The 26592-nt window shown below is 75.2% G+C and carries 25 protein-coding genes; 16 read left to right on the forward strand and 9 right to left on the reverse strand.

Annotated elements, in window-relative coordinates:
* Nucleotides 1–63: 63 nt before the first annotated feature.
* On the forward strand, nucleotides 64–1098 hold the full coding sequence (locus tag ACA361_RS40445) for an ATP-binding cassette domain-containing protein (RefSeq protein WP_375020451.1): 1035 nt from the start codon (nucleotides 64–66) through the stop codon (nucleotides 1096–1098).
* On the forward strand, nucleotides 1098–1937 hold the full coding sequence (locus ACA361_RS40450) for an ABC transporter permease (protein ID WP_375020452.1): 840 nt from the start codon (nucleotides 1098–1100) through the stop codon (nucleotides 1935–1937). The genes ACA361_RS40445 and ACA361_RS40450 overlap by 1 nt, the downstream gene beginning before the upstream one ends.
* Before the next feature lie 19 nt (nucleotides 1938–1956).
* On the opposite strand, the gene ACA361_RS40455 is transcribed toward ACA361_RS40450, so the two are convergent.
* Together ACA361_RS40455 and rsgA are read right to left on the reverse strand one after the other, a co-directional pair.
* Entirely contained in the window at nucleotides 1957–2496 is a 540-nt protein-coding gene (locus tag ACA361_RS40455) for a GNAT family N-acetyltransferase (protein ID WP_375020453.1), read from the reverse strand.
* A 5-nt stretch (nucleotides 2497–2501) separates the two neighbouring features.
* Nucleotides 2502–3581: a ribosome small subunit-dependent GTPase A gene (gene rsgA, locus ACA361_RS40460; protein ID WP_375020454.1), complete on the reverse strand. Its 1080-nt coding sequence runs from the start codon at nucleotides 3579–3581 to the stop codon at nucleotides 2502–2504.
* 283 nt (nucleotides 3582–3864) lie between these two features.
* Between rsgA and ACA361_RS40465 the strand changes: the two genes are divergently transcribed.
* The 8 genes from ACA361_RS40465 to ACA361_RS40500 all read left to right on the forward strand — a co-directional run bounded on the left by ACA361_RS40465 (nucleotide 3865) and on the right by ACA361_RS40500 (nucleotide 14310).
* Nucleotides 3865–4851, forward strand: a complete 987-nt coding sequence (locus ACA361_RS40465; protein ID WP_375020455.1) for a hypothetical protein — start codon at nucleotides 3865–3867, stop codon at nucleotides 4849–4851.
* A gap of 72 nt (nucleotides 4852–4923) precedes the next feature.
* Nucleotides 4924–6093 (forward strand): hypothetical protein, encoded by a 1170-nt coding sequence (locus ACA361_RS40470; RefSeq protein WP_375020456.1) that lies wholly within the window; start codon nucleotides 4924–4926, stop codon nucleotides 6091–6093.
* A 73-nt stretch (nucleotides 6094–6166) separates the two neighbouring features.
* Nucleotides 6167–6901 carry a response regulator transcription factor gene (locus tag ACA361_RS40475; RefSeq protein ID WP_375020457.1) on the forward strand — a complete coding sequence of 245 codons (735 nt, stop codon included), beginning with the start codon at nucleotides 6167–6169 and terminating at the stop codon, nucleotides 6899–6901.
* The gene (locus ACA361_RS40480) at nucleotides 6901–8358 is read left to right on the forward strand and encodes an ATP-binding protein (protein WP_375020458.1); all 1458 of its coding nucleotides are present in this window, start codon (nucleotides 6901–6903) and stop codon (nucleotides 8356–8358) included. The genes ACA361_RS40475 and ACA361_RS40480 overlap by 1 nt, the downstream gene beginning before the upstream one ends.
* Nucleotides 8359–8424: 66 nt before the next feature.
* Entirely contained in the window at nucleotides 8425–9699 is a 1275-nt protein-coding gene (locus ACA361_RS40485) for a glycosyltransferase (RefSeq protein WP_375020459.1), read from the forward strand.
* Complete coding sequence (locus ACA361_RS40490) at nucleotides 9696–11876, forward strand: glycosyltransferase family 39 protein (protein ID WP_375020460.1); 2181 nt, start codon at nucleotides 9696–9698, stop codon at nucleotides 11874–11876. The genes ACA361_RS40485 and ACA361_RS40490 overlap by 4 nt, the downstream gene beginning before the upstream one ends.
* A 9-nt stretch (nucleotides 11877–11885) precedes the next feature.
* Nucleotides 11886–13946, forward strand: a complete 2061-nt coding sequence (locus ACA361_RS40495; protein ID WP_375020461.1) for an ArnT family glycosyltransferase — start codon at nucleotides 11886–11888, stop codon at nucleotides 13944–13946.
* Nucleotides 13947–14010: 64 nt separating this feature from the next.
* Nucleotides 14011–14310 (forward strand): 4a-hydroxytetrahydrobiopterin dehydratase, encoded by a 300-nt coding sequence (locus ACA361_RS40500; RefSeq protein ID WP_375020462.1) that lies wholly within the window; start codon nucleotides 14011–14013, stop codon nucleotides 14308–14310.
* A 47-nt stretch (nucleotides 14311–14357) separates the two neighbouring features.
* On the opposite strand, the gene ACA361_RS40505 is transcribed toward ACA361_RS40500, so the two are convergent.
* Both ACA361_RS40505 and ACA361_RS40510 read right to left on the reverse strand, forming a co-directional pair.
* A complete protein-coding gene (locus tag ACA361_RS40505) occupies nucleotides 14358–15113 on the reverse strand; it encodes an ABC transporter permease (protein WP_375020463.1) in 756 nt (251 codons plus the stop codon).
* A complete protein-coding gene (locus tag ACA361_RS40510) occupies nucleotides 15106–16071 on the reverse strand; it encodes an ATP-binding cassette domain-containing protein (protein ID WP_375020464.1) in 966 nt (321 codons plus the stop codon). Before ACA361_RS40510 ends, ACA361_RS40505 begins: the two co-directional genes overlap by 8 nt.
* 121 nt (nucleotides 16072–16192) lie before the next feature.
* On the opposite strand from ACA361_RS40510, the gene ACA361_RS40515 reads away from it, so the two are divergent.
* Nucleotides 16193–16966: a TetR/AcrR family transcriptional regulator gene (locus ACA361_RS40515; protein WP_375020465.1), complete on the forward strand. Its 774-nt coding sequence runs from the start codon at nucleotides 16193–16195 to the stop codon at nucleotides 16964–16966.
* Here ACA361_RS40515 and ACA361_RS40520 read toward each other — a convergent pair.
* From ACA361_RS40520 to ACA361_RS40530, 3 genes are all read right to left on the reverse strand, one after another.
* The gene (locus tag ACA361_RS40520) at nucleotides 16963–17745 is read right to left on the reverse strand and encodes an SDR family NAD(P)-dependent oxidoreductase (RefSeq protein ID WP_375020466.1); all 783 of its coding nucleotides are present in this window, start codon (nucleotides 17743–17745) and stop codon (nucleotides 16963–16965) included. The genes ACA361_RS40515 and ACA361_RS40520 overlap by 4 nt on opposite strands.
* An 81-nt stretch (nucleotides 17746–17826) precedes the next feature.
* Nucleotides 17827–18024 (reverse strand): hypothetical protein, encoded by a 198-nt coding sequence (locus ACA361_RS40525; protein WP_375020467.1) that lies wholly within the window; start codon nucleotides 18022–18024, stop codon nucleotides 17827–17829.
* The gene (locus ACA361_RS40530; protein WP_375020468.1) at nucleotides 18021–19892 is read right to left on the reverse strand and encodes a hypothetical protein; all 1872 of its coding nucleotides are present in this window, start codon (nucleotides 19890–19892) and stop codon (nucleotides 18021–18023) included. Before ACA361_RS40530 ends, ACA361_RS40525 begins: the two co-directional genes overlap by 4 nt.
* Nucleotides 19893–20017: 125 nt before the next feature.
* Here ACA361_RS40530 and ACA361_RS40535 point away from each other — a divergent pair, with 125 nt between their 5' ends.
* A complete protein-coding gene (locus ACA361_RS40535; RefSeq protein ID WP_375020469.1) occupies nucleotides 20018–20425 on the forward strand; it encodes a hypothetical protein in 408 nt (135 codons plus the stop codon).
* Nucleotides 20426–20428: 3 nt separating this feature from the next.
* On the forward strand, nucleotides 20429–21733 hold the full coding sequence (locus ACA361_RS40540) for a hypothetical protein (protein ID WP_375020470.1): 1305 nt from the start codon (nucleotides 20429–20431) through the stop codon (nucleotides 21731–21733).
* Nucleotides 21734–21757: 24 nt separating this feature from the next.
* Here the strand turns inward: ACA361_RS40540 and ACA361_RS40545 are convergent, their stop codons facing one another.
* The gene (locus ACA361_RS40545) at nucleotides 21758–22639 is read right to left on the reverse strand and encodes a hypothetical protein (protein WP_375020471.1); all 882 of its coding nucleotides are present in this window, start codon (nucleotides 22637–22639) and stop codon (nucleotides 21758–21760) included.
* Nucleotides 22640–22818: 179 nt separating this feature from the next.
* On the opposite strand from ACA361_RS40545, the gene ACA361_RS40550 reads away from it, so the two are divergent.
* Nucleotides 22819–23799, forward strand: a complete 981-nt coding sequence (locus ACA361_RS40550) for a helix-turn-helix transcriptional regulator (protein WP_375020472.1) — start codon at nucleotides 22819–22821, stop codon at nucleotides 23797–23799.
* A 91-nt stretch (nucleotides 23800–23890) separates the two neighbouring features.
* On the forward strand, nucleotides 23891–24262 hold the full coding sequence (locus ACA361_RS40555) for a VOC family protein (RefSeq protein ID WP_375020473.1): 372 nt from the start codon (nucleotides 23891–23893) through the stop codon (nucleotides 24260–24262).
* 47 nt (nucleotides 24263–24309) lie between these two features.
* Here the strand turns inward: ACA361_RS40555 and ACA361_RS40560 are convergent, their stop codons facing one another.
* Complete coding sequence (locus ACA361_RS40560) at nucleotides 24310–24897, reverse strand: TetR/AcrR family transcriptional regulator (protein WP_375020474.1); 588 nt, start codon at nucleotides 24895–24897, stop codon at nucleotides 24310–24312.
* A gap of 206 nt (nucleotides 24898–25103) precedes the next feature.
* On the opposite strand from ACA361_RS40560, the gene ACA361_RS40565 reads away from it, so the two are divergent.
* Entirely contained in the window at nucleotides 25104–26471 is a 1368-nt protein-coding gene (locus ACA361_RS40565) for an alkaline phosphatase PhoX (RefSeq protein ID WP_375020475.1), read from the forward strand.
* Nucleotides 26472–26592 lie beyond the last annotated feature (121 nt).

The raw sequence follows: 26592 nt of genomic DNA on the forward strand, positions 1-26592 counted from the left end.
TACCCGGTTGTTTACCCTTCGGGCTGTAACCGCGTACGACGTACCCAATTTTTTGGAGGGGGAATGGCGGAACCCATCGTGGCCGCCGAGGGGCTGCACAAGCGCTTCGGCGAGACGCGCGCGCTCCGGGGCCTCGACCTGGCCGTACCGGCGGGGCAGGTCTGCGGGGTCCTCGGGCCCAACGGCGCCGGCAAGACGACGCTGATCCGGATCCTGGCGACGCTGTCGGACCCCGACGCCGGCCGCGCCCGGATCGGCGGGTACGACGTGGTCCGGGAGGCCGATCGGGTGCGAACGCTGATTGGCCTGGCCGGGCAGTACGCCGCCGTGGACGAGAAGCTCACCGGGCGCGGCAACCTGCGCATGTTCGGGCGGCTGTGCCACCTGTCCCGCGCCGGTGCCCGCCGCAGGGCCGACGAGCTGCTGGAACGGTTCGGGCTGGCGGAGGCCGCCGACCGGCAGGTGCGCGGCTACTCCGGCGGCATGCGGCGGCGGCTCGACCTGATCACCAGCCTGATCCTGCGCCCGCGGGTGCTGTTCCTGGACGAGCCCACCACCGGCCTGGACCCGCGCAGCCGCAACGAGATCTGGGCCAGCGTCCGCGAGCTGGTCGCCGACGGCACGACCGTGCTGCTGACCACCCAGTACCTGGATGAGGCGGACCGGCTGGCCGACCGGATCGCGGTGGTCGACCACGGCCGGGTGATCGCCGGCGGCACCCCCGACGAGCTCAAGGGCATGATCGGCGACCGGCTGGACGTGGCGCTGGAGGACGCCGCGCTGACCCCGGCCGCGGCCGCCGTGCTCGGCGGCCTGACCGGCGGCGAGCCGGCGGCCGAGCCGGCCGAGGGCAGGCTCAGCGTGCCGCTGGCCGGCGGTTCGGTACGGCTCGCCGACGTCGTGCGGGAGCTGGACCGGGCCGGGGTCGCCGCCGCCGACGTGAGCGTGCGCCGTCCCACCCTCGACGAGGTGTTCCTGCGCCTGACCGGCCGCCCCGCCGCCGGCGACGAGGACGCCCATGACCGGGACGCCCATGGCGAGGGCATCCGCGACCAGGGCGTCCGCGGTGGCGACGTCCGTGACAGGGAGGCCGTGTGATGGCCGCGCCGGCCCTCGCCGCACCGCCCGTCCGGTCGCGTGCGGAACGGATCCGCTGGACCTTCGCCGACGGGCTCACGCTCGTCGGCCGCGAGCTGAGCCGGATCCGGCGGGAGCCCGGCGGGCTGGTCGCCGCGCTGATCTTCCCGGCGGTCATGGTGCTGCTGTTCGGGTACGTGTTCGGCAGCGCGATCAAGGTGCCGGGCGGCGGGAACTACCGCGAGTACCTGATGCCCGGCCTGTTCGCCATGGTCACCTTCAGCGCGGTCACGGCGCTGACGCTGCAGGTCGCCACCGACGCCTCCCGCGGCGTCATGGACCGCTTCCGCTCGATGCCGATGGCGCGCTCGGCGGTGCCGTTCGGGCAGACCGGCGCCGACATGCTGACCGGCCTGCTCAGCCTGGCGATCATGGCGGGCGCCGGGCTGCTGGTCGGCTGGCGCGCCCGCAACGGCCTGTTGCCCGCCGCCGAGGCGTTCGCGCTGATCCTCGTGATGCGGTACGCGATGAGCTGGGTCGGCTGCTACCTGGGCCTGGCGGTGAGGAACGAGCAGGTCGCCGACCATCTGGTGCCGCTGATGCTGCCGGTCACGATGCTGTCGAACGCGTTCGTGCCGACCGCCGGCATGCCCGGCTGGCTCCGGTTCATCTGCGACTGGAACCCCGCCAGCGCGCTGACCACCGCCTGCCGCGACCTGTTCGGCAACCCGGGCGTGCCCGCCGGCGACCAGGCATGGCCGGTCGCCCACCCGGTGGCCGCCGTGCTGCTGTGGTCGGCGGTGCTGCTGGCGGTGTTCGCCCCGCTGTCGGTCCGGACCTACCGGCGCAAGGGCCGGTAGGTCCGGACCGCGGAACGGATCAGACGCCGAACGGCGCCGGGTACTCGATCGTTCCGGACGGGAGCGGCGCGGCCCCGGTGCCGTTCAGGGGCAGCGCCATCAGGGCCTCGTCCGGCACCTCGAACGAGGCCCGGATGCCCATTCGCGACGCCGGGACGAACCCGAACCTCGGGTAGTACTCCGGATGCCCGAGGACGACGGCCAGCGGCTCGCCCAGCTCGGCGGCCGCGCGCAGCGCCGCCCGCGTGACGGCCGCGCCCGCGCCCCGCTTCTGGTACGCGGGCAGGACCGACACCGGGGCCAGCGCGAGGGCGTCCGCGCCGCCGACCCGGCAGCGGGTCAGCAGCGCGTGGCCGGCGATCTCACCGGCCGGGGTCTCGGCCACCCAGGACAGGCCGGGGATCCAGGCCGGGTCGGCGCGCAGGGCGTCGACGAGATCGGCCTCCTCGGCGGTGGGGAACGCGGCCCGCACGACCGCGCGGACGGCCGCGGCGTCGCCCGCGGCCTCCGGGCGGGTGATCCACCCGATCGGCGCGTCCTTCTCGTTCGTCTCGCGCACGGCGCTCACCGCTTCTTCCCGTCGACCTTGTACTTCTGCCGCAGCGACCTGCTGATCTCCTTGTAGCGGCCGGCGCGCTCGGCGCGGAGCCGGGCGTCGCCGCGCGAGGCGGCCCACTCGTTCTCGCGCAGCAGCCTGCGGTAGCTGTCGAGACGCCGCTCCGGCAGCTCGCCGCTCTCGACGGCGGCGAGCACGGCGCAGCCGGGCTCGCTGTCGTGGGCGCAGTCGCCGAAACGGCAGCCGGCCGCCAGCTCCTCCACATCGCTGAAGGTCTGCTGGATTCCGTCGGCGGCGTCGACCAGGCCGACGCCGCGCAGGCCGGGCGTGTCGATGAGCACGCCGCCGCCCGGCAGCGGCAGCAGCTCGCGGCGGACGGTGGTGTGCCGACCCTTGCCGTCCTGGTCGCGGACGGCGCCGGTGGCGAGCACGTCGGCGCCCAGAAGCGCGTTGGCCAGCGTCGACTTGCCGGCCCCGGACACGCCGATCAGGACGACAGTGCCGGCCAGCACGGCGGTGACGACGTCGACGCCGTCCCCGGTGAGCGCGCTGCACGAGACGACGTCGACCCCGGGCGCGGCCCGCGCCACCGCGGCCTCCGCGGCGGCGGGATCGGCGGACTCGTCGGCCTTGGTCAGCACGATCACCGGCCGGGCGCCGCTCTCCCAGGCCAGGGCGAGCAGCCGCTCGATCCGGCCGAGCGAGACGGCGCGGTCGTTCCCGGCGAGCGCGACGGTGATCGCGACGGTGTCGATGTTGGCGGCCAGGACCTGCCCGCGCGAGTCGCGGGAGGCCGAGGACCGCACGATGGCGGTACGGCGGGGGAGCAGCGCGGTGATCGCCGGATGCTCCCCGGTGCGCAGCGCCGCCCAGTCCCCGGTGCACGGCCCCTCGGCGGGATCGGCCCCGGTCACGGGTGCGGTGGCGGCGCGGACGACGCCGTTCTCGGTGACGGCGTCGCAGCGGCCGCGGTCGACGGCGGCGATGCGGGCGGGCACGAGGCCCTGCTCACGGTACTGAGCGAACTCTTGCTCCAGGCTCTCGTCCCAGCCATAGGACAGGAGGGCCTGCGGAATCGCGAAAGACAACGGAGTGTGAACCCTTGCGTGAAGGGGCCCGGCGACGCCTCTGGAAGGGCCGTCAGCCTCGGGCCCGGGACATGAGGATGGCTCGTGTGCTGCGCGCAGCAGCGACACCCGCGACGGCCATCAACTCACCTCCCTGGAAACTCCGCGTCCGATAGGTCGCAGGCAGAGACTACCCGCCCGGCCCGCCGCCCGCCACCGGCTTCGCGGGAATCGCCCGTACGGGGGAACCGGATCGCTCCCGCCGGGGAGGCCCCGCACGCCCCCGATCCGAAGGATCGAGGGCATGGTGACGATGACGGCACGGCGCAGGACCGACCCGCGGATGTGGGCGGCGGCGGGCGTTCCCTGGCTGATCGCGTACGGGGCGCTCCAGTCCTACTGGGCGCTCGGGCACCGTCCCGCCGAACTCTCGCCGGTCGGCGGGGACCTGGTGGTCTTCAGCGGCTGGGGGATGGCGGGCCTGTGCGCGGCGGGCGCGCTGGTACTGGCGGGACTGGCCGCGGCGCCGGCCGGGAGCGCGGCCGGGCGGCCGCTGCTGGCGGCGGCGTGGGCGGCCTGCGCGGCGATGGTGGCGTCCGGGGCGATGCTCCTGCTGGACGTGGTCGGCGCGATCCTGCCGGGACTGGGCGTCGAGTTCTTCCCGCTCGGGGCGCTGAGCCGGGCCGCGTGCGTGGGCGGCGGGGCGCTGATCGGGCTGGCGGCGCTGTCGTACCGGCGCGCGGCCCGGGCGGCGTGCGCCGAGTGCGGGCGGCCGGCGGGCGCGCCCGGCCCGCTGGAACGCACCCCGGCCTGGGCGTACGCCGCCGCCTCTGCCGCGGTCGCGGGCTGCGCGGTGCGGGTGGCCGCCCAGCTGGCGGTGGGCCTCGACCAGAACCCGCTCACCTCCGGTGTCGCGGCGCTGCTGTTCGAGATCGGGTTCCTGCTCGGCGGCGGCCTGCTGCCGCTGGCGCTGGTGCACGCCTGGGGACGGGTCTGGCCGCGCTGGGTCCCCGGCCTGGCCGGACGGGCCGTGCCGCGCCGGCTGGTGCTGTGGCCCGGCACCGCGATCTCGGCCGGGCTGGTGGTCTACTTCGGGCTGATGCTGCTCCAGATGATCTCCGAGCGGCTCCAGGGCCGGAACCCGTTCCCGCCGTCGGGCGGCCTGGAGCTGCCCGAGACGTTCTTCTGGTTCGCCGTCCCCGGATACCTGGTCTGGGGGATCGGGATGGCGGCCGGGGCCGCCGCCTACGCCCGGCTGACCCGGGACGGCTGCGCCCGCTGCGGCCGATGAAACAAGATCAAAAGGGGTGATCACCGACATCGCCGGTTATGGTGATGTCAACGACCGGACCATTGTGGGGGCGTGGCCGTGGACGAACAGGTGGACAGGGCGGACGAGCGTCCGCCGGCCGGGCGGGAGGACGCGAGCCCCCCGTCCCTCGCGGCGCTCGACCGGGCCGCCGCCGAGCGGATCGAGGAGCTGTGGAACGGGCTGGCGCCCGCCGCGGCCGAGGCCGCCCGGCTGGCCGCCGGGGTGAGCGAGCCGGTCCGGCAGGCCGCCCGCGACGCCGCCGCCCGCGCCGCGGCGACGATCGTCGAGCAGCTGGCCGGCACCCCCGCGATGCGGGTGATCGAGCAGGCCGCCCGGGACGCCGCCGTCAAGGCCGCCTCCGCCGCCGCCGAGCGGGCGGTCGCCGAGGCGCGCGCGGCGGCCGGGGCGCACCCGGTCACCGGCGCCGCGTTCGAGGCCACCACCACCGCGATGTCCATCGCCGGGCAGGCCGCCCAGCACCCGATGGCCGCCGCCGCGGCCCGGCTCGCGGCCCGCCACCCGCTGACCCGCGCGGCGACCGCGACCGCGCTGGACGTGGCCGGCCGCACCGTCGGCGCGCCCGCCGTCCAGGCCGCGTCCAAGATCGTCGTGGACGCCGCGCTGGACACCGTGGCCGAGGTCGCGGTGGACGTGACCATGGACGTGGCCGGCGACGTGGTGTTCCGGGTGGTGCGCGACACCGCCCGCGAGACGGCCCGCGACCTGGCCGTGGGCGTCGGCGGCCGGGCCCGGGAGGCGGCCGCGCTGTCCCCCGTCACCGCCGCCGCGGCCGAGATGGCCACCGAGATCACCGCCCGCGCCGCCGCCAGCGAGACCGTGCGCGGAACGGTCCGCTCGGCCGGCGACCTGCTGGCGGCGGCCGCCGGCAGCGCCGTCGCCCGTACCGCGCGGGAGCTGGCGATCCGTGCCGGGACCACTGCGGTCCAGGCCGTGATGGCCGAGCTGATGCGCGAGGCGCTCAAGCTCGCGCTGCGCGAGGAGCTGCGCGGCCTGATGCTCGCCGTCGCGCGGGACGTGGTCGTCGACGTCACCAAGACCACCTGGACCGCCGCCACCCGCCCCGGCCCGGCGGCGCCGCCGCCCTCGCGGACCGTGTGGGCCGAGGCCGTCGAGGTCGTCGAGACCGCGGAGGTCGTGGAGGTCGTGGACGGGGAGGTCGTCGAGGCGCGGGCCGAGCCCGCCGAGCGATCGGCTTCATGAGAAGTTCCTGAAAGATCCGTGAGAACCGCCCCCGCGGGCATGACCGCACGTCAGGGGCGGTTACGTTGAGTTCATGGAGCCCGCCGGCACCCCGCAGGCACCCGCCCGGATCCTCGTCGTGGACGACGAGCCCGCGGTACGGGAGTCGCTGACCAGCAGCCTGGAGTTCGAGGGTTACCGGGTCGGCGCGGCCGCCGACGGCGCGCTGGCGCTGGAGAGCGTCGAGCGGGACCCTCCCGACCTGGTCGTCCTGGACGTGCTCATGCCGCGGATGGACGGGCTCACGACCTGCCGCCGGCTGCGCGCCCAGGGCGCCACCATGCCGGTGCTCATGCTGACCGCGCGCGACATGGTCGGCGACCGGGTCACCGGCCTGGACGCCGGCGCCGACGACTACCTGGCCAAGCCGTTCGAGCTGGACGAGCTGCTGGCGCGCGTCCGCGCCCTGCTGCGGCGCAGCGCGATGGCCGCTCCCGCCGCCCCGGCTGCCGGGACCGGCCCGCAGGAGGTCCTGGCGTTCGACGACCTGCGGATGAACACCCTCACCCGCGAGGTCACCCGGGCCGGGCGGCCGCTGGAGCTGACCCGCACCGAGTACATGCTGCTGGAGATGTTCCTGCTGCACCCCCGCCAGGTCCTCACCCGCGAGCGGATCCTGGAGACGGTGTGGGGGTTCGACTTCGAGCCCGCCTCCAACTCCCTGGACGTGTACGTCATGTACCTGCGCCGCAAGACCGAGGCCGGCGGCCTGCCCCGGCTGGTCCACACCGTCCGCGGCGTCGGCTACGTCCTGCGAACGGCGTCGTGATGCGGCGGATGCCGCTGCGCGGGCGGCTGCCGCTGCGCGGGCGGCTGTCGCTGCTCACCGCGGTGGCGGTCGCCGTGGCGGTCGCGGCGTGCGCCACCGCGAGCTGGTTCATGGTCCGCGACCAGCTCTACAAGGAGCTGGACCGGCGCCTTGGGGCGATGGCGTCGATGCCCAGGCCGGGACCGCCCGGGGGGAACCCCGGGCCGCGCCGCTCGGAGGACGTGACCATCGCGCTGGCGCGGTGCGAGGACACCGCCACGACCACCGGCGAACGGCAGTGGCGGCCCGGCCGGCTGGAGATCATGCAGGTGGTGAACGCGCAGGGCCGCCCCTGCACGGTGCCCAACGCCGGGTCGCTCACCGTCACCGGCGAGGACGCGCGGGTGGCGCGCGGCGAGCGCGAGTTCGCCGTGCACGACGGCACCGGCGTCACCGCCGACGGGGAGCGCATCGACGTGCGCGTGCGCACGCAGGGCTTCGTGACGCCCGCCGGCACCCGCGGGGCCGTCTCGGTCGGCCTGGACCTGGACCAGGTCGAGGGGCCGCTGAACGACCTGGCGCTGGCGCTGGCCGCGTTCGCGGCCCTCGGCGTGCTGGCCGCGGCGGGCATCGGGCTGATGGTCGCGCGGGCCTCGCTGCGCCCGGTGGACGAGCTGACGGCCGTGACCGAGCACATCGCCCGCACCGAGGACCTGGGCACCCGGATCCCGGCCGAGGGCGCCGACGAGATCGCCCGGCTGAGCCGCTCGTTCAACACCATGACCGCCGCGCTGGCCGCCTCCCGCGACCATCAGCAGCAGCTGATCGCCGACGCCGGGCACGAGCTGCGCACGCCCCTGACCAGCCTGCGCACCAACATCGACCTGCTGCTGCGGGCCGAGGCCACCGGCCGCGACCTGCCCGCCGAGACCCGCCACCGGCTGCTGGTCAGCGTCAAGGCGCAGATGCAGGAGCTGTCCAGCCTGGTCGGCGACCTGCTGGAGCTGGCGCGCCCGGAGGAGGCCGAGCCCGCCCGCGAGACCGTCGCGCTGCACGACGTGGCGGCCCGCGCGGTCGAGCGGGCCCGGCTGCGCGGCCCCGGCCTGGCCATCGAGGCCGGCATCGAGCCCTGGTACGTCACCGGCGACCCCGCCTCGCTGGAACGCGCCGTGGTCAACCTGCTGGACAACGCGGTGAAGTTCAGCCCGCCGGGCGGCTCTGTCCGGGTGCGGCTGGCGGGCGGCGAGCTGAGCGTGTGCGACCACGGCCCCGGCATCCCCGGCGAGGACCTGCCGCACGTGTTCGAGCGGTTCTGGCGGTCCCCGTCGGCGCGCAGCCTGCCCGGCTCCGGGCTGGGCCTGTCGATCGTCGCCCGCGTCGTCGCCGAGGCCGGCGGCGAGGTGCGGCTCGAGCCCGCGGCCGGGGGCGGCACCCTGGCCCGCGTGCGGCTGCCCGGCGGCGCCGAGCGCGCCGACTGACCCGTTCTCATCCGGGATTAATGTTCGGCTCAGGCCACTCCAAGCCCGGCCGCCGACGTTGGTCCCATGAGTCAATTGGTCACCGATACGGCGGCTCCCGCCGGGGCGCGGCCGCGCGACGGCCGGCGCCCCCTCGTCGAGGTGGTCGTCCCCGTGTACAACGAGGAACGCGTGCTGGCGGCGAGCATCCGGCGCCTGCACGGCTACCTGGCCGAGACGTTCCCGTACCCGTTCCGGATCACGATCGCCGACAACGCCAGCATCGACGGAACCTGGCCACTGGCCGAGCGACTGGCCGCCGCCCTGGCGCACGTGCGCGCGGTGCGGGTGCCCGAGAAGGGCCGCGGCCGGGCGCTGCGGTACGCGTGGGGGCACAGCGACGCCGACGTCGTCGCGTACATGGACGTGGACCTGTCCACCGACCTGGACGCCTTCCTCCCCCTGGTCGCGCCGCTGATCTCCGGGCACAGCGACCTGGCGATCGGCAGCCGCCTGTCGCGCGGCTCGGCGGTCGTGCGCGGTCCCAAGCGCGAGCTGATCTCCCGCTGCTACAACCTGCTGCTGCGCACGACGCTGGCGGCGCGGTTCTCCGACGCCCAGTGCGGCTTCAAGGCGGCCCGTACCGAGATCGTCCAGGCGCTGCTGCCGGCGGTCGAGGACGAGGCGTGGTTCTTCGACACCGAGCTGCTGCTGCTGGCCGAGCGCAACGGGCTGCGCATCCACGAGGTCCCCGTCGACTGGGTGGACGACCCCGACAGCCGCGTGGACGTCCTGCACACCGCGCTGGACGACCTCAGGGGCATGGCGCGGGTCGGGCGGCGGATGGTGACCGGGGCGTTCCGCGCCCCGGTCGGCGGCCGCACCCGCCCCGAGCTGCCCGCCGGGATGGCGCGGCAGCTGCCCAGCTTCGCCGTCATCGGCGTCATCAGCACGCTCGCGCAGCTGGTGCTGTTCGTCCTGCTGCGCACGGTCATGGGGCCGCTGGCGGCGAACGCGGTGTCGCTGGTGGCCACCACGATCGGCAACACCGCCGCCAACCGCCGCTTCACCTTCGGGGTGACCGGGCCGCAGCGCGCGTTCCGGCAGCAACTGGAGGGCGGGCTGGCGTTCCTGCTGGGGCTCGCGCTGAGCACCGGCGGCCTCGCGCTGCTGCACGCCACCGCTTCCGGCGCGTCCCGCACGGTCGAGGTCGCCGCGCTGGTCTGCGCGAACGGCGTGGCGACCCTGGTGCGGTTCCTGCTGATGCGGGCGTGGATCTTCCACCCGCGCCGGCTGGGCCGCGACCGTACCGCCGCCGCTGCCGTGCCCGAGACCGAGACCGCGGGGGAGACGCTGCGATGACGGCCACCGACACGATCACCAACGCCCCCGGCGGCGCCGCACGGCACGCCGCGCCCGGGAAGGCACGCGGCCGGCTGCGGCGGCTGGCGCTGGGCGCCCCCGGCGACCCGCGCTGGTCCCGGCCCGCGCTGTGGGCGGTGCTGCTGCTGGCGTTCGGCCTGTACGCCTGGAACCTGCCGGACGGCGGGTACGCCAACTCCTACTACTCGGCCGCGGTGAAGAGCGGGACCGAGAGCTGGAAGGCGTTCTTCTTCGGCGCCCTGGACTCCGGCTCGTTCATCACGGTGGACAAGCCGCCGATGGCGCTGTGGGTGATGGGGCTGTTCGCCCGGGTCCTGGGATTCGGCACCTGGAGCCTCCTGCTGCCGCAGGCGCTGATGGGCGCGGCGTCGGCCGCGGTCGTGCACGCGACCGTGCGTCGCGCGTTCGGGCACCCGGCGGCGCTGATCGCCGCCGTGGTGGCGGCGCTGACGCCGATCACCGTCGCGATCAACCGCGACAACAACCCCGACACGCTGCTGGTCCTGCTGCTGGTGCTGGCCGCGTGGGCGACCCAGCGGGCCGTCGAGTCCGACCGGATGCGCTGGCTGGCGGCGGCGGCGTTCTTCGTCGGCTGCGGCTTCAACACCAAGATGCTGCAGGCGTTCGTGGTGGTGCCCGCGCTGGCGCTGGCGTACCTGGTCGCCGCCCGGCCCGGCGTGCCGCGGCGGATCGTCCACCTGCTGGCCGCCGGTGCCGCGATGGCGGTGGCGAGCTTCTGGTGGATGGCCGTGGTCGACCTGATCCCGGCGGACCGGCGGCCGTTCATCGGGGGCAGCACCGACGGCACGGTGTGGGACCTGGTCATCGGCTACAACGGCCTCGGCCGGATCTTCGGTGAGGGCGGCGACGGCCGCGGCGGCGGGCCCGGTGGCGGCGGCGGATTCGGTGGCGAGGCCGGCGCGGGCCGGCTGTTCAACGACATCCTGGGCGGCCAGATCTCCTGGCTGCTGCCGTTCGCCGCGCTGGCGCTGGCGGCGGGCCTGGTCCTGCTGCGCAAGCGGCCGCGGACGGACCCGGCGCGCGCCGGGCTGCTGCTGTGGGGCGGCTGGCTGGCCCTGCACTACGTGGTGTTCGGCTTCGCCGAGGGCACGTTCCACCCGTACTACTCCACCGCGATGGGCCCGGCGATCGGTGCCCTGACCGGGGCGGGGGCGGTGCTGCTGTACGGCGCGTACCGGCGCTCGGCGGCGTGGGCGTGGGTGCTGCCGGTTGGGATCGCGGTCACGGGCGCGTGGTCGTTCGTGCTGCTGAACCGTACTCCGAACTGGAATCCGTGGCTGCGGTGGGCCGTGGCGGCCGTGACCGTACTGGCGGTCCTGGCCCTCACCGCGGGCCGCGTGCCGCGCCTGCGGGCGCGGGTGGCCGTGGCCGGGCTGGCGCTGGCGGTCCTCGCGGGGCTGGGCGGTCCCGCCGCGTACGCGGTGTCGGCCGCCTCGTCGCCGGTGAACGGCACCAATCCGCTCGCCGGGCCGTCCTCGGGGCAGGGCTTCGGCGGTTCCGGCGGACGTTCCGCCGCGATGCCGGGCCGCATGCCCGGCCGTGGCGGCGCGATGCCCGGCGGCGGCCTTCCCGGCGGCATGCCGCCCGGCGGGCAGGGCCAGGACGGCCGTCCCAGCGACGGGCGTGCGCCGAGCGCCCAGGGCCAGGACGGCCGACCGCAGAGCGGGCAGGCGGCGGGTGGCCGGCCGCAGAGGGGGACGCGCCCCGGCGGCTTCGGCGGCGGGCCGGGCGGGCAGGTCGGCGACCAGATGGTCGACTACCTGAAGAAGAACCGCGGCGGCGCGCGCTGGCTCGTGGCCGTCAGCAGCTCCCAGCAGGCGTCCTCGATCATCCTGGAGAGCGGTGAGCCGGTCATCGCCATGGGCGGCTTCACCGGCCGGGACCCGGCGATGACCGTCGAGAAGCTCCAGCGGTACGTCGAGAGCGGGCGGCTGCGCTACATCCTCATCGGCGAGGGGCGCGGCGGCGGTCCCGACGGCGGCGGCTCGTCCGAGGTGACGGCCTGGGTGCAGAAGAACGGGACCCTCGTCGACGCGAGCGCGTACGGCGGTTCCTCGTCCTCCTCGTCCTCCTCGTCCTCCTCGTCTTCCTCGTCCTCTTCGGCCGGCGGCGCCCGGCTCTACAAGCTGAGTTAAGGATTCCCGATGACGACGACTCTGACCGGCGGGCGGGCCGCCTCCGGCCCGCTGCGCCGGCTGGTCCGGGGCCGCGAGAGCGATCCGGTGTGGGCGCGGCCCGCACTGCTGGCCCTGCTGGCGGGTACCGCGGTGCTGTACGTGTGGGGGCTGGGCGCGTCCGGCTGGGCGAACTCCTTCTACTCGGCGGCCGTGCAGGCGGGCGCGACGAGCTGGAAGGCGTTCTTCTTCGGGTCCTCCGACGGCGCCAACGCCATCACGGTCGACAAGGCGCCGGGCGCGCTGTGGCCGATGGTCCTGGCCGCCCGCGTCTTCGGCGTGAACTCCTGGAGCATCCTCGTCCCGCAGGCGCTGATGGGTGTGGCGACCGTCGGCACGGTGTACGCGGCCGTGCGGCGGCGCCTCCCGGCCGGTGCGGCGCTGCTGGCCGGGCTGGCGCTGGCGCTCACGCCGGTCGCGGCGCTGATGTTCCGGTTCAACAACCCCGATGCGCTGCTGGTGCTGCTGCTGACGCTCGGCGCGTACGGGCTGCTGCGGGCGCAGGAGGACGCGAGCACGCGCTGGCTGGTGCTCGCGGCGTCGTGCGTGGGGTTCGGGTTCCTGGCCAAGATGCTCCAGGCGTTCCTGGTCGTGCCGGTGTACGCGCTGGTCTACCTGGTGGCGGCGCCGACCCCGGTACGGCGCAGGCTGTGGCAGCTGGTGCTCGCCGGGGCGGCGCTGCTGCTCTCGGCGGGGTGGTGGGTCGCGGTGGTCGCGCTGGTGCCCGCCTCGTCCCGGCCGTACATCGGCGGCTCGCAGAACAACAGCGTGCTGGAGCTGGCGCTGGGCTACAACGGGCTGGGTCGCCTCAACGGCGACGAGGTCGGCGGGCTGGGCAACCTGAACCAGAACGCCGGCTGGGACCGGCTCTTCGGCGCCCAGATCGGCGGCCAGATCTCCTGGCTGCTGCCGGCCGGGCTGGTGCTGCTGGCCGCGGGCCTGTGGGCGACGCGGCGGGCGCCGCGTACCGATCCGGTACGGGCGGCGTTCGCGCTGTGGGGCGGCTGGCTGCTGGTCACGGGCGTGATCTTCAGCTACATGCAGGGGATCTTCCACGAGTACTACACGGTGGCGCTGGCGCCGCCGGTCGCCGCGCTCGCGGGGATGGGCGCCGGGGTGCTGTGGGAGCGCCGCCGGAGCCGGGCCGCCGCGGCTACGCTGGCGGCGGTGGTCGTGGGTACGGCGGGCTGGGCGTGCGTGCTGCTGGGCCGTACCGGGGACTGGAACACCTGGCTGTCGCCGGTGATCGTCGCCGCGGCGCTGCCGGCCGGTGCCCTGCTGCTGGTGGCCGGGCGGCTGCCCCGCGCGGTCGCGCTGGTCGCGGCGGCGCTGGCGGTGGTCAGCGGGTTCACCGGGCCGGCCGCGTACGCGCTGGACACGGTCGGGACGCCGCACACGGGCGCGATCGTCACCGCCGGCCCGGCCACCGGGCAGGGGTTCGGCGGGATGCGCGGCCCGGGAGGGCGCGGCGGTCCCGGCGGGCGCCAGGGCGGCTTCGGCCCGCCGCCCGCCGCGATGGGGCCCGGTGACGGAGGCCAGGCGGGCCGGCCGATGGGCGGCGTCCGGCCGGGCACCGGCGGCACCGCGGGCACCGGCCAGCCGGGAAGCGCCGGTCAGGCCGGTGACGGCGGCGGCGGGCAGCGTCCCGGCGGCGGTACGGGCGGGCTGTTGAACGGGGTGACGCCGAGCGACGCGGTGACGGCGGCGTTGACGGAGGACGCCGGCGCCTACACCTGGGTGGCGGCGGCCGTGGGGTCCAACAACGCGGCCGGGTACCAGCTGGCGGCGGGGCGGCCGGTGATGGCCGTGGGCGGCTTCAACGGGACGGACCCGGCGCCGACGCTGGAGCGCTTCCAGGAGTACGTGGCGGCGGGGCGGATCCACTACTTCGCCGGCGGCGGCCCGGGGATGCGCGCCGGGAGCGGCAGCGACGCGGCGCAGCGGATCGCGGCCTGGGTCCGGGAGAACTTCCCGGCCACGACGGTCGGCGGCACGACCCTGTACGACCTGACCGCCGAGGGCGGGTCCTGACCGGGCGGGCGCCCGGCGGCGTGATCTACTCGGAGGGAGGATCCACGAGAGAGGGGACGCGGCCATGGCCGATCTGCTGGACGACGCCGCGATCACCGGCCGTCTCAGGGAGCTGCCCGGCTGGACGCGGGACGGCGCCAGCATCCGCCGCCGGGTGAAGGCGCCGTCGTTCATGGGCGGGATCGAGCTGGTGGGGGAGGTGGCGCGGGCGGCCGAGGAGGCCGACCACCATCCCGACATCGACATCCGCTGGCGGAACGTGACGTTCACGCTGTCCACGCACAGCGCGGGCGGGCTGACGGGCAGGGACTTCGATCTGGCGGCGCGGATCGACGCGGCCGCCGCCCGGCACGGCGCCGAGTAGCGCGTGGCCGGGCGGCGGCCCGTCGACCGGCCCCGCAGGGGCGGGGTTCAGCGGGTGCGGCGGCGGAACAGGACGCCGGCGAACGCGCCCGCGACCAGCAGGATGCCGGCGCACCAGGCCAGCGCGACCCAGGGGCGCGTGCCGACGGGCTGGTCGAGCAGCAGGCCGCGCACGGTCTCGATGACCGGGGTGGCGGGCTGGTTGCGGGCGAAGCCGTGCAGCCAGCCGGGCATGGTGTCGACCGGGACGAACGCGCTGCTGGGGTAGGGCAGGAACAGCACGAAGAAGGTGAAGCCGCTGGCGGCCTCGGGCGTGCGCGCCAGCAGCCCGACGGTGGCGGAGATGGCGGACATCGCGACGATGAACGCGATCAGGACGCCGGCGGTGGCGAGCCAGCCCGCCGGGCCCGCGGCGGGCCGGAAGCCGATGAGGAACGCGACGGCGAACACCGCGACGACCGAGCACAGGTTGCGCAGGGTGCTGGCGGCGACGTGGCCCGACAGCAGCGCGCGGGCGCCGATGTCCATGGAGCGGAAGCGGTCGACGACGCCCTTGCTCATGTCGTCGGCGACGCTGACGGCGGTCATGGACGCCCCGTACGAGGCGCAGATGATCAGGACGCCGGGCAGCGCGTAGGTGACGTACTCGGTGGTGCCGGTGTCGATCGCGCCGCCGAACAGGTAGACGAACAGCAGCATGATCATGACGGGCAGCAGCAGCGTGATGAGCAGCCCGTCGATGTTGCGCAGCGTCAGCCGCAGGCTGCGGCCGGCCATGACGGGCCAGGCGGCGAGTTCAGACACGCGTGTGCTCCTTCGTGCTGGTGCTGGTGGACTGGCCGGTCAGGGCGAGGAAGACGTCGTCCAGGGTGGTCTCGTTGACGGTGAAGCGCCGCACGGCGGTGCGGGCGGGGTCGACCTCGTCCAGCAGCGCCCGGACCTCGGCGGCGTCGCCGCCGGTGGTGACGCCGAGGGTGAGGCGTACGGGGTCGCGCTGGGCGGCGCGGGCGCCGAGCGCGCGGTCCAGGGCCTCGTACTCCGCGGGGCCGGCGGCGACGAGGTCGAGGCGGCGGCCGGGGATGCGGTCCTTGAGCTCGGCGGCGGTGCCCTCGGCGACGACGCGGCCGGCGTCCAGCAGGGCGATGCGGCCGGCGAGCCGGTCGGCCTCCTCCAGGTACTGGGTGGTGAGCAGGACGGTCACGCCCTCGTCGGTGAGGCCGGTGACCACGTCCCACATGGCGCGCCGGCTGCGGGGGTCCAGGCCGGTGGTGGGCTCGTCCAGGAAGATCACCTCGGGGTCGCCGACGAGGCCGGCGGCCAGGTCGAGGCGGCGGCGCATGCCGCCGGAGTAGGTGGCGACGCGGCGGCCGGCGGCCTCGGTGAGGTCGAAGCGCTCGAGGAGCTCGGCGGCCCGGCGGCGGGCCAGCGCGCGGGGGAGCCGGTGCAGGCGGCCCATCATGCGCAGGTTCTCCTCGCCGGTCTGGAGTTCGTCGACGGCGGCGTGCTGGCCGGTCAGGCTGATGGCCTTGCGGACCCGGCGGCGGTCGCGGACGACGTCGAGGCCGGCGACGCGGGCGGTGCCGGCGTCGGGCGGGGTGAGCGTGGACAGGATGCGGACGGTGGTGGTCTTTCCCGCGCCGTTGGGCCCGAGCAGGGCGAACACGCCGCCCCGGGCGACCTGGAGATCGATGCCCGACAGGACCGTCACCGCCCCGTAGGACTTGCGAAGCCCGGTCGCGCTGATGGCCGGTTCGTCGCTCATGGGGCCTCTCTCTGTGTATGGCGTACGCTCTACTGTGTATGGCCTACGCGGTACTGCGTAGTGTATACACATAACCGGTGGACGGGTCAACCCGGATGGAGAAGGGCGGTGAGCGGGCCGAGTGGGCGAGGAGAACGGCGGCGGGCTGCCGGAGAGCGTCGAGCTGGCCTGGGGGCTGCGCGACCGGCCCGGCAAGGGCCCCAAGCGGACGCTGAGCCTGAAGGGCATCGTCGAGGCGGCGATCAGGGTCGGCGCGGCCGAGGGGCTGGAGGCGGTGTCGATGAGCCGGGTCGCCGCCGAGGCCGGCGCGTCCACGATGGCGCTGTACCGCTACGTCCCGTCCAAGGGCGACCTGCTCACGCTGATCCTGGACGAGCTGCTCGGGCCGCCGCCGGGACCGCCGGAGCCGGGCACCGGCTGGCGCGAGGCGCTGCGCGAGTACGCGGTCGCGCTGCGCGAGGTCACCGGCCGCCACCCCTGGGCGCTGAACATCCCGATCACCGGCCCGCCGGTCATGCCCAACAACGTGGCGTGGATGGAGGCCGGGCTGCGCCGGATGCGCGGCACGGGGCTGGACTCGGGCACCCGGCTGTCGATACTGACGCTGCTGACCGGGTACGTGCGGTTCACCGCGGGCCTGATCCACGACCTGGAGTCGGGGACCCGGGCCGCGGGCAAGACCGAGCAGCAGGTCGCCATCGACTACGGAGGGGTGCTGGCCGCCGTCACCAAGGAGGGCGACTTCCCCGAGCTGCGGGCGATCGTCGCGGAGCGGCTCTTCGCCGAGCCCGGCGACGACACCCCCGAGGACGAGTTCGCCTTCGGCCTGGACTGCCTGCTGGACGGCCTGGAGGCGCGGGTCCGGCGCGCGGGCGGGCCGCGCGACGACGGCTAGTGCACGGAGAGGCCGCCGTCGACGAACAGCGCCTGCCCCGTCACGTACCCGGCCGCCGCGCTCGCCAGGAACACCGCGGCGCCGGCCAAGTCCCCGGCCACGCCGTTGCGCCCGATCATGGTGCGGTCGGCGAGCGCCTGGACGGTGGCGGTGTCGGACGCCAGGTGCGCGTTCAGCGGCGTCATCACGAAGCCGGGCACCAGGGTGTTGCAGGTGACGCCGTGCGGCGACCACGCCTCGGCCTGCGAGCGGGCCAGCGCGGACAGGCCGGCCTTGGAGACGCCGTAGCCGCCACTGCGCACGAACGCGCGGTACGCCTGCTGGGAGGCGACGTGGACGATGCGGCCGAACCCGCGCTCGGCCATCCCGGGGCCGTACCGCTGCCCGAGCAGGAACGGGGCGTCCAGGTTGACCGCCATCGTGGTGTCCCAGGCGTCCTCGTCCAGCTCGCCCATCGGGGGACGCAGGTTGACCGCGGCCGAGTTGACCAGGATGTCGGGCTCGCCGAACGGGCGCACCGCGTCCTCGGCGGCGCGCCGCAGCGCGTCCCGGTCACCGAGGTCGGCGCTGACCCAGGCGGCGCGGCGGCCGCGGCCGCGCAGGTCCCGCACGGTCGCCTCGAGCTCGGCCTCGCGGCGGGCGATGACGACGACGCTCGCACCGGCCATGGCGAGCGCCTCGGCGATCGCTCGGCCGATGCCCGAGCTGCCGCCGGTGACGACGGCGGTCCGCCCTTCCAGGGAGAACAGCCCGGACAGGTACGCGGCGTGGTCGGTCATGCCCCGACCCTAGCGGGGGAGCCGGGAGGCCCCAGGGGCGAGGGAGATGGGTGGGGGCCTCCCGGCGTGCCGGCTGCGGTTTCAGCCGGGGTCGCGCAGGTTCTCGCGCTCACTGTGGTCTTCGCGCTCGCCGTGTCCCCCGTGCTCGTCGTCGTCGCGGCGGCGGTCGCGCCAGACGATGACGGCGATCACTGCGACGACGACGAACGTCGGGACGAAGAACGGGATGGCGCTGACCACCGGGTGCGTGGCCAGCACCCCGTCCACGGCGGGGGTCATGTCGCGACCTTCTCCGGGGCGCCGGCGGACTCGGCGGCGGGCTCGTCGGGCAGCCGGCGGGCGATGCGGGCGGTGCCCCAGCCCAGTGCGAGGATCAGCACCAGGGTGCAGAACAGCACCACCGAGGAGCAGGCCAGCCACAGCCAGCCGGGGACGTCGGACTTCAGCTCGCGCTGCAGGATCCGCTTCTCGCTCTGCACGTCGCGGGTGAAGGACGCCGGGGCGGCCAGCTCGCGGGCGCCGATGGCGGGGTCGGCGGGCAGGTAGATCGGCACGCCCGCCAGCGCGCGCCCGTCGTGGACGCGGATCAGGGTCTTCCAGTCGCCGTGCAGCGGCATGGGCGCGCTGGTGCGGTAGACGCCCTCGCCCTCCTCGATCAGCGGCTCGACGTGCAGGCCCTGGCCCTGCCAGCCGGTGATGGCGATCCAGGCGGGGTCGTCCAGGGCACCGGCCGGGCTGAAGGTGATCCGGGCGTGCGCGGTGCGGCCGGCCTCCCCGCCCCGCACGTCGGTGAGCGCGACGGTGGCCTGGACGTTGCGCGGTACGTCGATGACCAGTCCGTTGGCCACGGCCGCCGCGACGGCCGCGATCGACAGGGCGAACGCCGTGCGCGCGACCGCGGGGCGCGGCAGCCGGCCCTCCAGTCCCTCGGCGAGCATGGCCCCGCACAGGCCGCCCGCGACGCCGCCGGCCACGGCCATCAGCATGCCCTCGACCAGGATGTCGCCGGTCCACGGCAGCCGGAAGACGGCCTGCGTCCAGGCGTACTCGGCGCCGAACCCGGCGGTGCCGATCAGCACGCCGGACACCGCGCCGAGGGCGAGCGGGCGGCGGGCCAGGGCGAGCGCGGCGATCTCCACGCACAGCGCCTCGGCGAAGTAGAGCGGGACGGCCGCCCACAGCTCGCCGATGACCACGGGGCCGACGAGCACCGAAACGCCGCCACGGATCAGCATGTAGAACGCGACCGCGAACAGCGCGCCGCCGCGGCCCACCCACAGGCGAGCGGCTACCAGCGCGCAGCCGGCCGCCAGCGCGATCAGCAGCGGCTGGTGCACCAGCCGGAACTGGGGGACGCCGAAGTCGTACTCGGCCTGGAACACCGACAGGCCGATGAGCAGCCCGCCGGCGTGCATGCCGCGGCGGACGTAGCGGACGATGCCGGCCGGGCGGTCGGCGGCGGGGCCGGTCCAGGCGCGGCGGCCCTCGCGCTCCAGGATCATCATGGCGATCAGCGACAGCCCGGCGCCGCCGATGAGCATCAGGTGGGTGGGGCCCCACAGGGTGACGTCCTGGCCGAAGATGCGGTGCCAGACGTCGTCGAGGGGGAAGCCGAGCAGGGCGTAGAAGCCGGCGCCGGCCAGCAGGACGCCGCCGGCGGGGGCGTACCAGTCGCGGGTGATGCGGACCGCGGCGCGGCCGGGGCGCTCGCCCTTGGGCAGGGCCATCGCCAGCACACCGGCGGTGAAGATGCCGAACAGCCCGATGAGGATCGGGTAGTGGGCGATGTTGGCCAGCGGCCCCTCGTCCCGTCCGTGGGAGATGTGCAGGGAGATGTCCCAGTACATCCCCAGCAGTGCGGTGACCAGGGACAGCAGTGACACGGTGGCGGGCAGTGCGGCCCAGCCGGGCAGTCCCCGGCCCGGCCCCCGCTCGGCCAGCGCGGCCAGCCGGCCGAGCAGGGTGATCTTGCCGGTGCGGTGTCCCCAGCCGAGGACCAGCAGCACGGCGGTCAGCAGGCCGGCGCCGCCTGAGGCGATGATGATCTGGTCCAGTGCCGCGCCGCCCGCGGGCTTGGCCTCGTCGGCGGGTTGCGCGGCGAGCCACAGCGCCGCTTCACGGCCGCCGCTCGTCATCGGGTACCACACGGATGCTCCTATAGCCGTCAAATCGGGGTACAAACTCCGCCCCGGCCGGAGTATGTCATTTTTGAATGTGTCATTGTCTAGTGTCACGTTCTGTGGTGTCGGACACCACGAGAGAGAGGAGCACCATGCGACGGACCCTGGTGACGGTGGCGGCGGCCGGGACGCTGCTCACGGCGGCCGGCTGCGGCGAACCGGCCCCCGAGCCCGCCGCGAGCCCCACGGCCTCCGCCGGCGGCGCGGCGCCCTCGTCGGCCGCGCCCCGGGCCGGGAACGCCACCGACATCGCGGTGACCGTGCGGGACGGCGAGGTCGGGACCGCCTCGGGCCGGGTCAAGGTGCGCCGGGACGCCACCGTGCGCATCACCGTGACCAGCGACGCGGCCGACGAGCTGCACGTCCACGGCTACGACCGCACGCTCGCGGTCAAGCCCGGCACGCCCGGCACGCTCACGCTGGTCGCCGACACCCCGGGCGTGTTCGAGGTCGAGCTGCACCACTCCGGTGCCCGCGTGTTCGAGCTGCAGGTGAGCTGAGCGGTGCAGGTCCTCGCGCACGGGCTGGGCGGCCGCACCGACCTGCCCCTGGACGCCGTCGCCGCCATCGCCGGCGGCGGGACGGCGGTGGCGGCCTCGTTCCTGGCGCTCACGGCGGCCTGGAAGCGGCCGCGCCTGCGCCCCGGCGCAGGTCGCCCGCTGCCGCCCCGCCTGGCCCGCCTGCTGGATTCCCCCGCCCTGACCGCCGCCGCGCGCGCCGCGGCCCTGCTCGCGACGGTGCTGGTCACGCTGGTCGCGTTCGCCGGCCCGCCCCGCGACACCGCGAACCTGGCCCCCTGGGCGCTGTACGTGACGTTCTGGGTCGGGCTGGTCCCGGCGAGCGTCCTGCTGGGCCCGGTGTGGAAGCGCGTCAACCCGCTGCGGACCCTGCACGCGGGCCTGTGCCGGGTGACGGGAATCTCACCCGACGGCGCCCGTACCCTGCCGTCCCGGCTGGGGTGGTGGCCGGCCGCGGCGTGGCTGGCCGGCTTCGTGTGGCTGGAGCTGGTGGCGCCCAACCGTTCCGATCCCCGCGTGGTGGGCGCGCTGATCGTGGCGTACGCCGTGGTCAACGTGGTCCTGGCGGCGCGGTACGGGCGCGGCTGGTTCGACCGCGGCGACGGGTTCGAGGCGTACTCCACCCTGCTGGCCCGGCTCTGCCCGCTCGGCCGCCGCGGCGACGGCGTCCTGGTGCTGCGCACGCCGCTGACCGGCATCATGGGCGGCGCCGCCGAACCCGGCCTGGTCGCCGCGGCGTGCGTGCTGATCGGCTCGACCGGCTTCGACGGGATCACCCGCACCACGTACTGGCGCGACAACGTCGACCCCGCCGACCTGGTCGCCGGGACGCTGGGCCTGGCCGGGGCGATCGCGGCCGTGACCGTCCTGTACCTGGCCGCCACCCGGATCAGCGCCGCGCTGACCGGCGGCGACCCGCGCGAGGTGCCGGGCCGCTTCGCCGCCACGCTGCTGCCGATCGCGCTGGGCTACACCCTGGCGCACTACTTCTCGTTCTTCCTGCTGGAAGGGCAGATGACGTTCATCCTGGCCAGCGACCCGTTCGGCACCGGGCTGAACCTGCTGGGCTCGACCGGCAACCGCGTCGACCACGACCTGGCCGGGCCGACGCTGACCGCGCAGGTCCAGGTGAACGCGATCGTGCTGGGGCACATCGCGGCCACCATCGCCGCCCATGACCTGGCCCTGCGCACCCAGCCGCCCGACCGCGCGTTCCGCGGCCAGCTCCCGATCGCGGCCGTCATGGTCGCCCTCACCTGCGCCGGCCTGTTCGCCCTGCTGAGCGGCTGAGCCGACGGGCGGCGGGCCGGGCCGTCAGGTGCGATCAGCGGCCGGCCGGTCCTCGGGGCGGGCCGCCGGCTCGTCCTCGCCGTCCTCGCCGTCCTCGGCTTCGCCGGTCTCCTGCTCGCCGTTCTCGCGCCGCCGGTTCTGCTCAGCCTCGCGGGCCTCACCGGACGTGCTGGACGTGTCGGGCGCGGCGGCCGCGGCGGCCGCGGCGGCGCGTTCGGCGGCCTTCTCGCGCTGCTTCTTGCGGCGCTCGTACTCCTGCACGGCGATGCCGGCGGCGACCAGGATCGGGCCCCAGTACTTGGCCGACTGCAGGATCGCCTGGATCCAGCCGGGGAGGGCGATGTCGGGCAGCGGGATCGAGGGCAGGTCGATGCCGGGCCACGGGATGTCGGGAAGGTCGGGCGGGTCGATGTCGGGGAGGTCGACGTCGGGCAGGTCGACGTCCGGCTTGGGGATCTTGATCAGGGCGGTGATGCCCAGCAGGGGCAGCAGGACCTTGGCGGTCGCCAGCGCGACGTGCCGCGCCGCGTACAGCCGGGGGTGGCGGCGGGCCAGGGCCTCGCGGCGGGCGGCGCGGCTGCCCTCGGGCGGGGTGAACCAGGTCTCGCCGGACCGGTCGATGAGCGCCCGGACGTCTTTGGCGTCCTTGATGTCCAGATCGAGCTCGGCGGGGACGAGGGCGCAGTGGGCGAGCTCGCCGCGCCAGTCCCAGGACGCCTTGACGGTGAGGCCCTCGTGGGTGAGCTTCACCTTCTTCTGGGAGGTGGTCTCCTCGGCCACCAGGTCGCCGTCGCGGTAGAGCCGGATGCCCCGTTTCGTACCGGCGCTGCCGGACGGCGCGGCCTCGACCTCGAGGCGGTGCCCGTCGTGGTCGAGTGTCCAGCGCCCCTGGTCGGTGCGGGCCATCGTGCGTTTCCCCCTGTCGCTGCCGCGATGCTGCGTCCGTTTCTTCCCCTCTGGTCTCCCACTCTGGCGGGTACGGCGGGCGGCGGGCATCGGACGAAGAGCCATAGCGGATAGACCAAAGTTGCACCGCGGCCGGAAAGAGGTCGGTTCCTGTCCTTGATGGGAGCCATACTGCGGGAATGAGCGGGACGTCGGGGCGGCTGCTGCGGCTGCTGTCGCTGCTGCAGGCGCGGCGGGGATGGAGCGGGCCGGAGCTGGCCGCGCGGCTGGGGGTGACGGTGCGCACGGTGCGCCGGGACGTCGAGCGGCTGCGCGAGCTGGGATATCCGGTGCACGCCGAGCTGGGGACGGCGGGCGGGTACCGGCTGGAGGCGGGGACGGCGATGCCGCCGCTGCTGCTGGACGACGACGAGGCGGTGGCGATCGCGCTGGGGCTGCGCGGCGCGGCCGCGGCCGGCGGGGTCGCGGGGATCGAGGAGTCGTCGGTGCGGGCGCTGGCGAAGCTGGAGCAGGCGCTGCCGGACCGGCTGCGGCGCCGGGTGGGCGCGCTGGGCGCGGCGACCACGCCGATCGGCGGGCCGCCCGCGGGTCCGGCGGTGGCGCCGGAGACGCTGGCGGTGCTGGCCGCGGCGTGCCGGGACCGCGAGCGGCTGCGGTTCGCCTACCGGGACAGGAGCGGGGCGAGCGGGCGCCGGCTGGTGGAGCCGTACGGGCTGGTGTCGGCGGGGCGGCGCTGGTACCTGGTGGCGTGGGACGCCGATCGCGGGGACTGGCGGACGTTCCGCGCCGACCGGCTGGAGGAGCCGTTCCCGACGGGGGTGCGGTCGGCGCCCCGGGAGGTGCCGGGCGGGGACGCGGCCGCGTTCGTGAAGCGGTCGCTGGCGGCGGGCCGGCCGGTGCGGCGGGCGGTGCTGACGGTGCACGCGCCGGCGGCGGTGCTGGCCGAGCGGTTCCGGGTGAGCGAGGTGGAGGTGGAGCCGGTGGACGAGCACACCTGCACGCTGCGCACCGCGGCCGACTCGCTGGAGTGGACGGCGCTGCGGATCGCGTACCTGGATCTGGAGTTCACGGTGCGGGAGCCGCCCGAGCTGGCCGCGCGGCTGCGCGAGCTGGGGGCGCGGCTGCTGCGGGCCGGCGGCGAGGATCCCGCGCGTACCTGACAGGAGGTGGCAGGTACGGGCGGCATGATGCGGGACGCAGGCGATCGAGAGCCGATCGATCGCCGTCGATACTGATGCGAGGAGTTCCCCCATGCCGGTAAACGCCGAGTTCACCGCCGTGACCATCGACTGCCCGGAGCCGCCGGTGCTGGCGGCCTTCTACCGCGAGCTGACGGGCGCGGAGATCACCTATGACACCGAGGAGGCGGCGGCGGTGCTGCTGCCGGGCGGCACGAACGTGTACTTCCAGAAGGCCGCCGGGCACCGGGCGCCGCGGTGGCCGGAGGAGGAGCACCCGCAGCAGTTCCACCTGGACTTCTATGTCGACGATCTGGACAAGGCCGAGGCGGCGGCGCGGGAGGCGGGCGCGGGCCGGCCGGAGTTCCAGCCGGGCGGGGAGCGCTGGCGGGTGCTGACCGACCCGGCGGGCCACCCGTTCTGCCTGTGCGTGCGCAGCCAGTAGGCCGAACCGGCTGTTTCAGCCGAGGCGGGGGCGGCGACCGGGCGGCGTCAGGCGGGGCGGTAGGGGGCCAGCAGCCGGTCCAGGTCCGTCAGCAGGACCGCGGCCAGGTCGCCGTCCCCGGCCAGGGCCCACAGGATCAGCGCGCCGTTGTAGGTGATCTGGACCGAGCGGGCCAGGGCGGCGGTGTCGGTGCCGGGGGCAAGATCGCCGTCGGCGGCGGCTCGCTCCAGCAGGGCGCCGATCTCGTCGGCGACCGTGCGGGCGTGCGCGGCGGCGTGCTCGCGGAACTCGGGGTCGGTCAGGTCGAGCTGGAGGAAGGCCAGGCCGTTGGCCATCTCCTCGGGGGTGCGGACGTTGCCGGCCATCCCGGCCAGTGCCGCCTTCAGGATCTCCAGCGGGGCGGCGTGCTCCTCGCGGGCGCGGTCGAAGTAGCCGCGGGCGCCGGGGCCGGAACGGCCGGCCAGCGCCAGGAGCAGGCCGCGCTTGGACCCGAAGCGCTGGACGAGGGTGGCGGGGGCCAGGCCCGCCTCCTGGGCGACGACGCCGAGGGTGAGGCGGCCGGGGCCGAGCCTGCCCAGGGCGCGGGCGGCGGCCTCCAGGATGGCCTCGTCGCTGGTGGTACGCGGGCGCGCCACGGTCCTCCCCTGTTCATGAACGGCTGTTCGGAAACAGTACCGCGCGCCGGGGGGCCGCCCGGCCCGTCCCGTTGAGATGATCTTCGTTGCGGACCGGCCCCCGGCCGCCCGCCGTACGCCACGCGTTCCCGGCGGAAAGCGTGGTTCCCCCCGAATGTGGCATGTGTTACAAACGGGGCTGTTACAGCCGGGCGCAAGGAGGCACCATGACTGTTACACGACGTCAGATCCTCGCCGGAGGCGGGGCGGTGGGCGCCGGCATCGCCTTCACCGGCCCGGTGGACGAGCTGTTCACCGGCGCCCCGGCGGCGGCGGAAGTGGGCGGCGAGGCCGGCTACGGGCCCCTGGTGCCGGACCCGGACGGCATCCTGGACCTGCCCCGCGGCTTCCGCTACCGGATCCTGTCGCGCGAGGGACGGCCGCTGCGCTCGGGCGAGGGGCCCGTCCCCAGCAACCACGACGGGATGGCCGCGTTCCCGGGCCGCGGCGGCCGCACCTGGCTGGTGCGCAACCACGAGAACCGGCCCGACGCCGAGCACCGCGTCCCCGCGGTCAAAGGACTGACCTACGACCCCGAGGGCAAGGGCGGCTGCACCGTCCTGGAGATCGACCACGACGGGCGGGTGTGCGCCGAACGGGTCGGCATCGCCGGCACGGCGGTCAACTGCGCGGGCGGCCCCACCCCCTGGAACACGTGGCTGACCTGCGAGGAGACCGAGGACAAGGCCGGCGTCAACGGCTACACCAAGGACCACGGGTACGTGTTCGAGGTCGGCACCGACCGGCGCCTGGACCCGGTGCCGCTGACGGCGATGGGGCGCTTCCAGCACGAGGCGGTGGCCATCGACCCGCGCGACGGGGTGGTGTACGAGACCGAGGACGCCTTCGAGAAGCCGTTCGGGCTGTTCTACCGGTTCCTGCCCCGCCGGCCCAAGGGCGGGGTGGGCAGCCTGCGCGCGGGCGGCCGGCTGGAGGCGATGCGGGTCCCGGGCGTGCCGGACCTGTCGGCCGTGCAGGAGCCGGGCACGACGTTCTCCAAGGTCCAGTGGCTGCGCGTGCCCGACCCGCTGGCGCGCGAGACGCCGATCCGCTTCCAGGACTTCGGGCCCGGCGGCGTCACCCACGGCCAGAAGCTGGAGGGCTGCTACTGGGGCGGCGACCGCGTCTACTTCGTCACCAGCTTCGCGCGCAGCGCCGAGGGGTCGCGCGCCGACCACTTCGGCCAGGTGTGGTCCTACGAGCCGCGCTCGGGCCGGCTGACGCTGGTGATCGTGTTCGGGCCGGGCACGGACGTGAGCAAGCCGGGCGAGTCGCCCGACAACATCGCGCTGGCCCCGCAGGGCGGGCTGATGGTGTGCGAGGACGGCGACGGCGCGCAGCACGTGTTCGGCGTCACCCGCGGCCGCCGGGTGTACCCGATGGCGCGCAACGCCCAGAACATCGGCACCCCGCAGGAGCCGGCGTGGGGCGAGTTCGCGGGGGTGACGTTCTCCCCGGACGGCCGCACGATGTTCGTCAACGTCTACGACCCGGGCACGACGTTCGCCGTCACCGGCCCCTGGCGCCGCCCCTAGATCGTTGATGGGTTATTGCTGAACCGGCCGCGAGCATGGTGAAGGGCGCCCAGGATCGGTGTGTGAAGACAGATCTAGACGCCCTTCTGATCGCACTCTACGTGCACCTGGACGACGATGT

Source organism: Actinomadura sp. 21ATH (assembly GCF_041951345.1).
Lineage (GTDB): Bacteria > Actinomycetota > Actinomycetes > Streptosporangiales > Streptosporangiaceae > Spirillospora.